The organism is Kosmotoga pacifica (assembly GCF_001027025.1).
In the GTDB taxonomy this organism is placed as follows: Bacteria; Thermotogota; Thermotogae; order Petrotogales; family Kosmotogaceae; genus Kosmotoga_B; species Kosmotoga_B pacifica.
Genome location: NZ_CP011232.1, coordinates 1,943,062 through 1,956,137 on the forward strand (window position 1 = coordinate 1,943,062; position 13,076 = coordinate 1,956,137).

11 protein-coding genes are annotated in these 13,076 nt (G+C 43.1%); 1 reads left to right on the forward strand and 10 read right to left on the reverse strand.

All coding sequences use genetic code 11. The features are described from left to right. Nucleotides 1-18 precede the first annotated feature (18 nt). From IX53_RS09175 to IX53_RS09190, 4 genes are all read right to left on the reverse strand, one after another. Nucleotides 19-1,059 (reverse strand): L-threonylcarbamoyladenylate synthase, encoded by a 1,041-nt coding sequence (locus IX53_RS09175; RefSeq protein ID WP_047755099.1) that lies wholly within the window; start codon nucleotides 1,057-1,059, stop codon nucleotides 19-21. Beyond that, nucleotides 1,056-2,810: an acyl-CoA dehydratase activase gene (locus IX53_RS09180; RefSeq protein WP_047755100.1), complete on the reverse strand. Its 1,755-nt coding sequence runs from the start codon at nucleotides 2,808-2,810 to the stop codon at nucleotides 1,056-1,058. Before IX53_RS09180 ends, IX53_RS09175 begins: the two co-directional genes overlap by 4 nt. Next, a complete protein-coding gene (locus tag IX53_RS09185) occupies nucleotides 2,807-4,069 on the reverse strand; it encodes a 2-hydroxyacyl-CoA dehydratase subunit D (protein ID WP_047755101.1) in 1,263 nt (420 codons plus the stop codon). The genes IX53_RS09180 and IX53_RS09185 overlap by 4 nt, the downstream gene beginning before the upstream one ends. Before the next feature lie 76 nt (nucleotides 4,070-4,145). Then, nucleotides 4,146-4,775: a hypothetical protein gene (locus tag IX53_RS09190; protein WP_047755102.1), complete on the reverse strand. Its 630-nt coding sequence runs from the start codon at nucleotides 4,773-4,775 to the stop codon at nucleotides 4,146-4,148. 137 nt (nucleotides 4,776-4,912) lie between these two features. Here IX53_RS09190 and IX53_RS09195 point away from each other — a divergent pair, with 137 nt between their 5' ends. Then, nucleotides 4,913-5,905: a phospholipase C/P1 nuclease family protein gene (locus IX53_RS09195; RefSeq protein ID WP_047755103.1), complete on the forward strand. Its 993-nt coding sequence runs from the start codon at nucleotides 4,913-4,915 to the stop codon at nucleotides 5,903-5,905. A 22-nt stretch (nucleotides 5,906-5,927) separates the two neighbouring features. Here the strand turns inward: IX53_RS09195 and IX53_RS09200 are convergent, their stop codons facing one another. From IX53_RS09200 to IX53_RS09225, 6 genes are read right to left on the reverse strand one after another with little or no spacing between them, the layout of a single operon-like run. After that, on the reverse strand, nucleotides 5,928-8,294 hold the full coding sequence (locus IX53_RS09200) for a Lon protease family protein (protein WP_053001284.1): 2,367 nt from the start codon (nucleotides 8,292-8,294) through the stop codon (nucleotides 5,928-5,930). Nucleotides 8,295-8,330: 36 nt separating this feature from the next. Then, nucleotides 8,331-9,647 (reverse strand): sensor histidine kinase, encoded by a 1,317-nt coding sequence (locus IX53_RS09205; protein WP_218916066.1) that lies wholly within the window; start codon nucleotides 9,645-9,647, stop codon nucleotides 8,331-8,333. Then, nucleotides 9,625-10,317 (reverse strand): response regulator transcription factor, encoded by a 693-nt coding sequence (locus IX53_RS09210; RefSeq protein WP_047755105.1) that lies wholly within the window; start codon nucleotides 10,315-10,317, stop codon nucleotides 9,625-9,627. The genes IX53_RS09205 and IX53_RS09210 overlap by 23 nt, the downstream gene beginning before the upstream one ends. Then, nucleotides 10,314-10,922, reverse strand: a complete 609-nt coding sequence (locus tag IX53_RS09215; protein WP_047755106.1) for a hypothetical protein — start codon at nucleotides 10,920-10,922, stop codon at nucleotides 10,314-10,316. Before IX53_RS09215 ends, IX53_RS09210 begins: the two co-directional genes overlap by 4 nt. Before the next feature lie 40 nt (nucleotides 10,923-10,962). Then, nucleotides 10,963-11,775 carry a DUF4382 domain-containing protein gene (locus IX53_RS09220; RefSeq protein WP_053001285.1) on the reverse strand — a complete coding sequence of 271 codons (813 nt, stop codon included), beginning with the start codon at nucleotides 11,773-11,775 and terminating at the stop codon, nucleotides 10,963-10,965. Nucleotides 11,776-11,829: 54 nt separating this feature from the next. Further along, nucleotides 11,830-13,062, reverse strand: coding sequence for an L-cysteine desulfidase family protein (locus IX53_RS09225; RefSeq protein ID WP_047755107.1), 1,233 nt, complete (start codon nucleotides 13,060-13,062; stop codon nucleotides 11,830-11,832). Nucleotides 13,063-13,076 lie beyond the last annotated feature (14 nt).

The following is a 13,076-nucleotide window of genomic DNA, read 5'->3' on the forward strand; positions in this document are numbered from 1 at the left end:
ATTTCCACCTCATTTATTTTAAACGCGCAGGATCTTCCAGGCAGCTTTTCTCAACCTGTTCATTATTGCGAGTCCAATTCCGGATTCAGGAAAAGCCTCCGATATGAGCAGTTGAAAACCCTGAGCGGGTAACTCTCTCAACGCGCCAAAAAGGTTAGCCGCAACGATGTACAAATTTTCTCTCGAACCTAAAACAATTCTGTCAAAATTTTTCGGATACAACTCTTTGGTTTCTTCCGTACAAAGGACCACGGTTTTCCTTTCGCTCTGCTTGACGAGCTCTTCAATCTTTTTAGAAGATTCTTCCGGTGTTCCCTCGACGAGTATGAGTTCCACGTCAGGCGAATAGTGCCTGTATTTCATGCCAGGTGATAACGCGGGACCCTTATACCCTTGCTTCGCCATTACAAACTCAGGCACAACCAGCTCTGGAAGCAGATCCTTAAGGCGCTCCGGAGAAACAGGGCCAGGTCTGAGGAGCGTTGGCCTATTACGTGTCATATCTATTATTGTCGATTCCAGACCAAATAGTGTCTTTCCTCCAAGAACGATACAGGCTATCCTGCCGTCCATGTCTTCGAGTACATGTTTTTCTTCCGTGGGACTTGGTTTGCCGGATAAGTTAGCGCTAGGGGCTGCGATGGGTACGCCCGATCTGGATATGAGCGCAAGTGCTATTGGGTGGGCTGGAAAGCGGATACCGACTGTTTCCATCCCACCGGTTACGACGTCAGGGATACGTTTGTTTTTTCGGAAGATCAATGTCACAGGGCCAGGCCATAAACGGTTCGCTATTTCGTAAGAACTCACGCTTTCTATCACCAGTTCCTGCGCCATATCTAACGAAGAAACATGCACTATTAGTGGGTTATCGGACGGTCTCCCTTTGGCAAGATATATCTTTCTTATCGCCTGTGGATCAAAGGCATTCGCGCCAAGACCATACACTGTCTCGGTTGGAAAGGCGACGAGTTCTCCTTTTTTAATGAATTCCACAGCTGTCGATATTTTTTCATTTTCAGGCGTTTCAGGCGATACCTGTAGTTTGGTAGTTTTCATTCCATCACCTTTTCTCTCGCCATAATAGCAGCACCATAAGCTCCCACAATGTCAGGGACTTCAGGAATCAAAAATTTTATATTGAGTTCCTCTTCAAGGGCTTTCACAATTCCAGAGTTTTTTGCAACACCGCCTGTAAAAACAACCGGAGGTTGTCCTTTCACTCTCTTGTACATTGCTCCAATACGTTTCGATATTGACCTGAAAAGGCCCGCGGAGATATCGTTTATCGACTCTCCTTTACCTATGAGAGATACTACTTCCGACTCGGCAAATACTGTACACATGGAACTGATAGCCAGATTTTTCCGAGCTCTCTCAGCTGCTGCTGCCATTGCATCAAGGTCCTTTTCCAGTACTCTAGCCATGACCTCCAGAAAGCGCCCCGTGCCTGCGGCACATTTGTCGTTCATTGTGAAATCGACGACATTTCCTTCTTCGTCAAGGCGTATGACTTTGCTATCCTGTCCACCTATATCGACGATACTCCTCGCTTCGGGAAACAAAGCCCTCGCACCCCTTGCGTGGCAGGTGATTTCCGTGATGCTTTCGTCGGCAAAGTCGATAATATCCCGTCCGTAACCCGTCGCAATGCAGTAAGAAATGTCATTGGCCGTTATGTTGAGTTCACTGAAAAGCTCATCTAAAAGCTTTCGGGCAGTTACACTTCCATTTATGCCTGTGGGAGCGACCTTCCATGAAACCATCTTGCCTTCTGCATTCACTACCACCAGATTCGTTGTTGTCGAGCCGGAGTCTACACCTAAGAATAGTCCTTTTCTACCAAGTTTGGAAGATCCACTTTTCCAATTTCCTTTCCTGAGTTTTTCGATGAATGCGCCAACCCTCGTTGAAAGCTGGCCCAAAGAACCAAGGGGAAAATCTATTTCTAAGGACAATACAGGAATTTCCCCGGGAACAGGGTAGTCATCGAAAAAATCACAGAACTTCTGGCTCATTCTTATCACACCTTCGATTTTCAGTTTTTTAAACTCTTCAGCCAAAGGATATGCTCCTTCTCGCATGTCTACGAAACGGCCACATGGTACCCGCCGTTGGATCACTCGTTTTGCGATTTCATCCAGAGGATGGGACGAAGTATTGATTTCCCCGGTAAATCCCCTCACCCCGCCACAGGTCTCGTTCAGAATAAGTTCACCACCCACTCTTTCGATCATTTCCGAAAAGCTCACGTTTTTGATTATTCCACCTACTACCGCCAGACGGGGTGCATCCTTTATATGTTCAGGAAGCGGGTCATATTGTTTCCCGGAATAGGCTAAATCTATCGCTTTTTGTATTTGAGTATATTTGAAACCATCATAGTGTAGTTTCCAGATGTTGTTCTTCAGGGTATTGAAAGTTTCAATTCCCTCAATCAATTCTTCGTTCGTTATCTCATAACCCCTGAATTCCGATAGAACATCAAGTAGAACTTTTAATTGATTCTTGTAAAATTCTAGGGCATTTTCATTCCTTGTCCAGGGTAATCTCAGGTGTATGGTTCTCGCCTTTGTCGCTACCTGAACGAGATCCCCTATTCTCCGCATAGCATCGCAGGAATCCACTGCTATGAACAGATCATTTTCATCAAGAGTTTTTATCTTTTCAAAAGTGGCTTTGCAATAACCACACAGATTTCTATGGACAAGCGGGTCCTCAGAATAATCCGTTTCTTCTATTCTTTCAAAAGGGAGCTTGCTGGCGAGTAATATTTCCAGAGGCACATAACTACATGCGTAATAGATCATTCTCTCACCCCTAGAATCTCTAAAAAGGCGTTCACTCTCGTCTTCAATTGTCCTGCGCTTTCCGAATTATGGTCAACGCAATCTCCACTCAGTTCGAGGAAGGGAATCTCCGCCATGGAAAAAGCGTCTTTCAAATAGCCTACTCCTCCACTGGATTGACGACAGCCCCAGTGAGAGAAATGAATGGCGCCTGACACCCGGAGATCGGAAGCGAGCTTTAGGAGAAATTCCGCGCGTTCCTGAACTGTACCAGCTCCGATGTTGAATACCAGTTTCTCTGCCAGCGACCTCACCGGATCTTCCGGTTTTACTGGATATAGCCAGTCCCACCACAATTCATCAGTGATGACCCACACTTTTCCATCGGGCGAGAAGAGTTCGAAAAGCTCGTTGTCGTAATAGGGAGGGATATGTAACCAGAGAATCCTTTTGCTGGGCGTAACAGAAGAATCTTCCAAATCGGCTATTAACTCCTTTGAAGCCTTCAGCAGTTCTTCACTACCAGCTAGGGTATGCATGATATAAAGGGTGTTCATCTGTTCGTACAGGTACATTGGGACAGCTTTGGATGCCAGTAACCTTCTCGCATAGTTCAGGTTCTCAACGGTCTGCTTTTCCCTCTCTAAATATTCTGAAAGCTTTTCATAGGAGAACTTATTTCCCGTGATGCTTTCTATGAGTTCAATCAACTCGTAAAGCTGTTTTTCTACATAAGGGACGTACTCCCTTCTTCTACCTCTGGGTACATCTATCAGGAAAAAAGGGGATCCGTACGATTTTGAGATTTTATAAAAGCTTCCTGGATTTCCGTCACAGAGTATCGTCGTAGTAACCACTATTTCGGGCCGTGGGAAAACGCGCCACATAGCTGTACCTATGGAAGCTCTATGAAATGTACAAAGATTGTTTGAAACGCCGTTGGCTGCGGCTAAGTTCAGGGGAATATCTTCCAGATGCATCGAAGACATGGTCCCACTGATTCCCTCGGCTGATACTGGACTCAATCCCGCTGCAAGAAGGATTTCAGAAGGTGCAAGAAGGTTTACCCAGGCAACATCATTCCCTTTGAGGGCTCTAAACACTTCTGATACTGCCAGATAGTTTATTGTATTGACAAAACTCGGTCGGTTCTTGTTCGGGAATTTTTTTCGTCGCAGATTTTCAAATCCCATTCCAGCTTTTAGAATTCTTCTGAATTTCACAGGGTCATCTTTAAACTTCCTAAGAATCCTGCCGAAGGCAATACTCTTTTTTGACATGCGGCACCTCCTTTGCCCATGTCAATTATTACATCAATGGTCTGATTTGTAAAACTATAAGAAGCAGATGAAGAGGCTATTTCCTTACGAGGAAAAAAGCTTTGGTACCTTTCAGAGTATATTTTATCAGTTGGAACCCGGCGAGGTGGATAAGGTTTTTCACCGAATCAACAGTGGGTATAAATCTGTACTTTCCATTTATGAGTCTGTCACCTTCGATGACAGGAAAGCTTTTTCTGAGCTCTTCACTAAAGGTATATGCATCTGCGCTATTTCTCTCAACTTCGATGGCAATGAGCCCTTTTCCCCCGAGTCTCAAGGCAAGATGAGCCTTTTTGAGAATTTCCAGATTGACGTCCGGTGGTAGGAAATTTGGGGCGAATAAAAAGAGGAACCCTCCAAAAATCCCTATGAATGAAATTTCGCTAAAAGGTATTTTCAGAATCCTTATACCTCTATCCGGGATTTTTTTTGACTTGCAGCTACCCACAGATACACCTATGATCTTTATGCCTGTTTCCCGCAAATATTTCCAGAAACTACAGCCAGAACAGTCTATATCAAGTATCACAGAGTCTTTTTCAGTACTGGCAGCGAAGTGTGTTATGTAATCTCTCAACGTGTTCTCATTGTATAACTCTGTGTATGTTTTTGACATAAGTCCGGGAGGAGCTTCAAGATATTTCCTTCTCCAATTATGATTCAAAGTAGTCACCTCAATCCATTTTATTATTCATTGTCACCAGTTCCAACAGATTGTGAGAGTCTGGAGAAAACGCTGTATGAGTTTGAATTGGTGTATGATAAATGTTAGAATAATTTTTTAAAGGAGGAGGAGATTGTATGAAGAGACTTTTTACTATATTCTTGCTGGTTTTTGCTGTTGCAGGTTTTGCGTGGTCCGGTCATGATGCTCTGACATATTATATCGTTTCGACGATGCCGGACATTATGGAAATTGGAGTAACAATCACTCCATACGCATATGAAAATATCGATACTCGGATATACAACACGGAAAAAGCTAATTTCGATGATTATCTTGGACGGGGATACAACCCATGGGAAGATGGCGGACTGTTCATACCTGTCTTTCCAAATCCAGAGCCGGTAAACAACGCAGCCCCTTTGTGGCAGATTCTTTCTGTGTATTCTTATGAACCAGATCTCGGTATGGATCAGGACCTTGAACTGAACTCGATGCAGAAATTAACAGGTGGCAGTCAGGGTTGGCGCCATATGGAATACAGGCTACTGTTCATAAAACTCGGCGAGGTTTCAAGAAGTGTGGAATATTTTTCTTATCTCTCAACCGAAGCCTGGAACATGGGCGACCCTTATTGGGCTTATAGGTTCATGGCACGGGCCATACATTATCTAGAAGATATAGGAATGCCTTTTCATACCTTCCCAGCCCCCACCTTTGAGCTTTTGAAATTGATATGTAATTTCGACAAATGGTATATCGCCTTTACCAATTATCACTACGCTTATGATTTCTACGGCGGATATAGGTTGTGGACCGGCTATGAGCCCCTTATAAATGCAATAAAAGAAGCTGAACCCATTAAAATAACAGACCCACGAAAAGCTGCTTTAAAACTCAGAAGATATGCCCGCAGAAAACTTCCAGAGGTTTATTATGAGATGAAAAAACTCATGAGCGATGATCTAGAAAGCGGTGGTAAAGAATTTACTACTAAAGAATATTTCGATGAACTGGTAAGCACCAAAGATACGTCTAAACTGGATGAATTAACCATTGACCTGCTCTCAAAAGTGGCATCCTATGTGAAAGGCTATATACTCTACATGAGAGGAATTCAAGGATGGTAATGAAGCTGCCCAAACAGCAGCTTCACTTTTTCTTTTTTCTCTTTTCGACTTCAGACTGAACTATCTTATAGAATTTTTCTAGATTGTCACAAACTGCCCTGTTGAAAGTTCCCGGTGGGTAAGTACCATCTTTATTCTGTACTCCCGCCTTCATTCCGGATAATATTTCCAGGGCTTCATCGACCGTGTCCACAGTCCATATATGAAACAGACCCTCCCTAACTGCATTGACAACTTCATCGGACAGTACGAGATTGTCATAATTACTGTCTGGAACGATAACTCCCTGTTCACCGTTGAATCCCTTTATCTGGCATAGTTTGAAGAACCCTTCGATCTTTTGAGGAATACCACCTACCGGTTGTACCCTGCCACTCTGGTTTATGGAACCTGTGACTGCCACACTTTGTTTCAGTGGGATCCCGGATATGGCTGAAAGTAACGTAACCACCTCAGCCACAGAGGCGCTGTCTCCTTCTACCATACTGTAAACCTGCTCGAAGGAAATGAAGGCGCTAAGGCTAAGTGGATACCTGCGTGCATATCGAGAACTCAGATATCCCAGCACGATCATTGAAGCTTTTGTGTGGATTTTGCCACTTAAGCCTGCTTCGCGCTGTATGTCCACGATTCCTTCACTACCTGGGCTCACTTTTGCGGTTATTTTGACCGGTATACCAAAACTCATATCCTCCGTTTCAACTACCGTTAGTCCATTCACCTCTCCAACAGCAATTCCTTTTGTTTCAACATAAATGGTAGAACGTTTGAACTCTTCTTCGATCTTGTCTTTGTAAAGAGAGACTCGCTTTTTCATGCTGTTCCACGCCTTTTCAATGTGTTTTCCACTGACAAGATCTGCACCTTCTACCTTCGCCAGTCCGGAGCTTTCTTCCAGCAATTGCTTAAGCATACCAAACCTTGTTGAAAGTTTCTTTCGGTCACCTGAAAGTTGAACAGCTTTTCTTATTATTTCTTTTAGGGCGGAACGATCGAAATCTAAAAGGGAACTTTCGGAGGTTATTGAACGCACAAAACGGCAGAATTTCTCTGCAGAATTCGAATTGAAATCCATCTCCCAATCGAACTCTGCCTTTATCTTGAAAAGCTTTTTGAAATCCGGGTCGTATGCTGTAAGAAGCTGATATATCCAGGGTTCACCGATAAGAATGACCTTTACATCGATGGGTATAGGTTCCGGTTTCAGAGAAACGGTAGAAACCAATCCAAGTCTGTGTTCAAGGTTTTCAATCATTAAACTTCCATCGAATAAAATCTGTTTCAGAGTACTCCAGACATAAGGTTCACTCAGAACGTTCTTCGCATCGAGGATGAGAAAACCACCATTTGCACGATGAACAGCTCCGGCACGAATCATCGTGTGATCGGTATCGAGCATTCCCATCTTTGCTACGTATTCTATTCGGCCAAAGAGGTTGGAATATGTCGCATTCATCTCCTCGACCACTGGTCTTCCCGTACTTTGAGAATTATCGACGAAGAGATTCACTGCGTAGCGCCGTTTGAAGAAATTCATCGCATCAAGATTTTCGTGAAAAAAGAAGTCGAGGTTATCTGATATATCTTTTTTGAGTCTTTCGAGAAAATCCACAATTTCTGCATTTTCTTTATATTTTTCCTTTAATTCAGCAAGGTGACCTTCGATTGCAAAAGTCACTACATATCTGTTTAATTCTTTCAATTTGTCTCCGTATTCACGTTCGAGCTTGCGAAGTTCCAGTATGTAGGTATTAACCATATCCCTTACCTTTTCACCGCGCCTGTCAATATCCTGCTGATACTCCTCTGGTAGAGCATCGTATACTTCTTGTGTGAGAGGTTTGTCATTCCATAGGGGAATCGTTGCAACGCCTGCCTGATTTATTTGAACGAGATATTGTTCTTCACGCGCTTTTTCAACCAATTCTTTTAACAGATTATTTTTGCGTTCATTGTTTTCGTTTTGAAGCGAACTGACTTTCTTTTGATAATCGTCACTCTGAAAAACTTCTTTTACAGAATTAACCATTATTTCCACGAAATCTTCGAGGTCTTTCTTCAACTTTCTACCGATTCCAGCATTGGTGGAAATTGTATTTGGAGACCGGGGATTTTCAAAATTGTAAACGTACAACCAGTCTCTGGAACTACCACCGTCTCCAATCTTCTCAGTGAGGAACCTTCTAACGAAGGTTCTGCGGCCAGTATTTGTAAGGCCCGACACGAAAATATTGAAACCCACGGTGTTCATTCTGATTCCTGTTTCGAGGGCTTCCAGGGCTCTTTCCTGACCTATGAACTCCTTCAATTCTGGCAGACAGCTGGCTCTTGTTATTGAACGAGGCAGGTGAACCTTTAATTTAAGCTCTTTCCAGCCAATTTCTTTCATCTAACCACCCCGTTTAAATGATAACGTAACGGGGTTCTATAACAAAGTCGCAGGAAGTATCATTTTGAAGGTGTTCATTCCATTCTCATGTTCATACAAAAGTTTTCCACGGTGAAAACGAACGATCTTTGATGCTATGTATAGTCCGAGACCGACTCCACCGCTTTTATCTTTACCCCTTACGAATTTATCGAATATCCTGTTTTGCAGTTCTTCTGGAATTGGACTACCCTTATTGGAAACGATAATTTCAACATCATCTGAATGTCTGAGCACGACTTTCACAATACCATCAGTGGAGTGTTTACAGGCGTTATCTACAAGACAGGAAACAGCGGATTCAAGGAGAGTTTTATCACCGAACAGGCTCACCATCGGTTCAAGATCAAGATCAAATTCGAGTTCCCTGTGAATGGTCATATGTTTTTCGATAACTCTGGCAAGTAACTCTGAGAGGTCTATTTCTTCAAAAGAATAGCCTCCTCCGTTTTCCAGTTTAGAAATCGAGAGTAGTGCATTGGATAACTCGATGACCCTATTCAATTCTTCCACACTTTCAGCAATTCTTTTCTTGAAATCTTCTGTGTTTTTAGAATCGAACAGAGCGACCTCAAGGGATGACTTGGCGGCAGCAAGGGGTGTTCTCAATTCATGAGCTATATTCATTGAGATGGTTTTTATCTCATTTATGAGTTCCTCTATCCTGTCCAAAGATAGATTCACGGCTTTCTCTAGCTCAAGTACCTCTCTCCCGGTTTTTTTAACTCTTATTCTCCTACCCGTGATTCCCTTCTCACTTATTTTCTGAAGTAACGCACCTATTTCGCCCACAGGCGTAAGCAATTTTTTGGTTATTCTTTCTCCAAAAAACCATATCAAGAGAATGACTGTACCGGTACCTGAGAATAGTATCACGAAGAACATTCTGAAATACTTCACTTCAGCTGCAATGTTTTCAGCCGTGATGAATGTGATGCGATGGTTTTCAAAGGTTGTTGTGTTTACGTAAACTCTAAATTCCTGAAAGTCAAAAAAACCAGCTTTATCATTCTTTTGAAGCTCAATGAACATACCGGGATTTACGTGGAAGCTACTTATGAGTCTTCCGTCACTGTAAATCTCAAAAGCCATCTTATCGCTTCCCGGCAAACTCAAAAGGGCATTCCCGGGTACTTTCTGTGTATAAATTCTGTACAAGTCATTGTAGAAGGAAACTATCCTCGAATCAGTCTCGCTTCTCTTCCATTGATAAACATAAAATACCAGAAGAAACATGAGCAGTAGAATCAGGGGAACATACGTCGCCAGGTACAGCAGGTTGATCTTCCTTCTAACGCTCAGCACCGTTATCACCATCGGGCTTTTTAAGTCGATACCCAATTCTGGATACGGTTTCTAAATATCTATCATAACCGAAAGGCTTCAGTTTGTTCCTAAGGTAAAGAATATATACATCTACAATATTGCTTTTTGGCTCATAATGACTTTCCCAGACTTTGTTGATTATTTGCTCTCTAGAGAATACTGTGCCCGGATAACGCATAAAAAGTTCTAAAATTCCGAACTCTCTAGCACTGAGTTTTATAGGTTTGTCACCGAATCTTAGCTCTCTCGCTTTGAGATCCATTTTCAGTTCAAGGTATCTGAGCTCTCCGGATTTATCGGGCTGATTTCTTCGTATCAACGCTTCTACACGGGCGAGTAATTCCCTGAAATCGAAAGGTTTTGGTAGATAGTCGTCAGCACCGACAGAAAAGCCTTTCAGTTTGTTGTCAATGTCACCCAGCGCAGTCAACATCAATACAGGGGTAGCTTTTTCTTCCCGTAAAGATGCGCAAAATGTAAAACCGGAAATATCCGGGAGCATCACATCGAGCACTATCACATCGTAGTCTGTAACCAATGCCAGTTCCAACCCAGCTTCTCCTGTTGTTGCGACATCTACAAGATACCCGTGAGCGCGGAAGCCCGCCTTGATATTCTCTGCCAGCCTCTCGTTATCTTCTACGATCAGGATTTTCACTTCTTGTTTTTCCCTCCTTTTCCTTTTGGAGGTTGTTCAGGCTTTTTCGAAGGGGGTTCTTTTGGCTTTTCTGGGTGTTTTTTTGTGCGAGTTGCGAGCTTTTCCTGAATTTCTTTTAATTTTGCTTCCCGTTTTTCCTTCCTTAGTATGGCAGGAGTAATTGAATCAACACTCACAATATTGTCGTTGACTATAACCTGCCAGATCAAACCGTCTTCCATCTCTTCGAGAAAGATAGCTTGGGGTTCATAACCTTCTGATAGGAAAATGAGGGAAAGGGCATCGTTTATTGAAACTTCTGGTTTTCCCTTCACAGGAGCCGAAAGTGTCTCAGAAGCCAGGAGAGATAAATTTGATCCGTCGAGAGTTAAGGAAGTGTCCTCAGTGATTATCTGCCAGTTCCCGTTTGGATCAGGGTAGATAGCATAAATGTTACGTATTTGATCTTTGCCCAATTCATAAATAACTTCGAGGATACTCGTCTCCGGTAGATTTTTCAATTCAACAGAAGTAATCACCTCAAGAGATTCTTCCAAGTTGAGACCGGTCTTTGCAAGCAGTACACAGGAAAGGAGAATAAGGATGATAAAAACAGTTAATCTCATCACATCACCTCAAAAAGGGGCCTTGAAAGGCCCCTGCAAATTATTCGAGCTCGATAGTTATATAATCCGTGGGAACTGTTACAGATTGAGTTGCTATCGGGGTGAGAGTTGTTATATCGAAATCAGTTGCATCATCAGTATAGTAGTCATCGAAGACTTTCAGGATATACTCCCCGGATTCCACTTTGGGGAATCTGAACTCGCCTTCGTCCCATTTAGCGTTTTCATGGTGGGTGAAGGTAGTCAAGATCTCACTATCTTCCTCCGGAAAGAGCGCCACGAGCAATTGGGTGGCGTGTGGCGTAACTTTTCCTTCCACATCATAAAGTTTTCCATGGCGAGCACTTAAAATTGGTGTCATATGGAGTTTTCCAACAACGTTTTCCGGATCCCATCTCCCCTGTACTTTGAGAGATTTAGAAAGGTCAAAATCCAGAACCAGAGTTGTATCTTCAGAGAATTCCAGGGGTTCTTTAAAATTGTATTTAAAGCTATTAGAACTTACTTCTACTGGATATTCTTTTCCTAGAACAGTTGCTGTAGCCTGACTTACATCAAACTGCAGCTGATCGTAAACTCCTGTACCATCGACAGTTGCGAGCGTAATTTCTTCCCCAACTAAGTCCAATATGTTTACGACAGTACTTTCGTCTGTCACAACCAAAATTCCATCATCTGATTTGAGTATTACCGCGTCTATTTGCACATCGAGACGCTCCAGGTCATCGATGTTTGCAACGGCATCTGTTAGATATACTGATAAGCTTCCACTTCTGGCAAGTGGGAACAGGAAACAACCTGAAACCAGAAGCGCTAACAACACAACAAGTGACAATAGATACATTCTCTTCATAGCACCACCTCCCTGTTTGAAGAGTAACAGGGGGAAATTAAAGTGAAATTAAAATCATTGTTGTCGGGCGATGAGGTTTATCATAATGTTTTCTATGTCTGGCATTCCCTTAGTGCTGACAGTTTTGATATTTTCGAGTGTTCGCTCAATGGAATCTCCAACCAGTCCCTGGTTGCTTTTTACACCTCTTCCTTCCAGCGAGAGAAGCGCGGAGCTGAATGCAATGCTTCCACCAAAACCAGCTTTGAAAGCGCAGCTCTCTTTTGCGCCATCACAAAGCATTCCCGTCGTTCCAGCTAGAACAGTCTGGGCTGCGTTTATTATTTGTTCCTTCGATCCCCCCAGCAGATAAGTTATCCCGGCCGCTGCTGCTGGTGCCGCTGCATTAGTGGCCCCACAGGTTGGAGTTAATCGTCCTAACTTCCCTTTAATGTATCCAACAAACAAATGGGATAGGATAATGGCTTTCGAAATCTTCTCTTTACTGGCACCTATTTTCTCTCCAACAAGCCCCACAGGAATCGTAGCAACAATGCCCTGATTGCCGCTGCCGCTGGTGGTCATAATGGGTTTTTTAACACCCGACATTCTCGCCCCTGAGGCTTCAATGCAATAGCGCCTGATTTTCGATTCGATGGAATTTTCAACACCAAGACAAACATACTTCTTGTTAGCAGTAGCGAATTCAGCCATTGATTTGTTCATTTCATAGCCTTCATAAGCTTTGTTAAGTTCATCGGTGCTCGCTTCTCTTAGAAGCTCAAAAACCTCATCTATACTTGCGAGAGTGGGAACAGTTTCTGTTTTTTCCACATCTTTTTTGAATATGACTTTCCCATCAAAACCAATTTCTACTATGCAATCGTGATGTCCTTCGATAACACAGTATCCTTCGTGCGAACGACTTCTCGCGAGCGCTTCTATATAAACCCCGTCACGATTCGTTATACATGTGATATGAACCCTTCCGCTATCAATGAGTTCTCTGGCGGCCTTCGAATGTTCTGACGAACAATCTTTGAGGACCTCGAGTCCGTATGAGGATTTACCACAGAGCAGCGAAAGTGCTGCGGCCAGTTGATTACCCCTTTCGCCGTTCATACCTGGTATGCCCACATACATACCATTCTTGAAAACGTTTGTGCTAACTTTCACTTCAACCTCTAGCTCTTCTGTATTTTCAAAAAGTTCTTTCACCCTTGCTACAGCAAGTGCTATTGCTGCCGGTTCAGTGCATCCCAGGGCAGGGACTACTTCCTGTTCCATAAAGTTTCGTAAATAAGACATAACACATCTCCCTT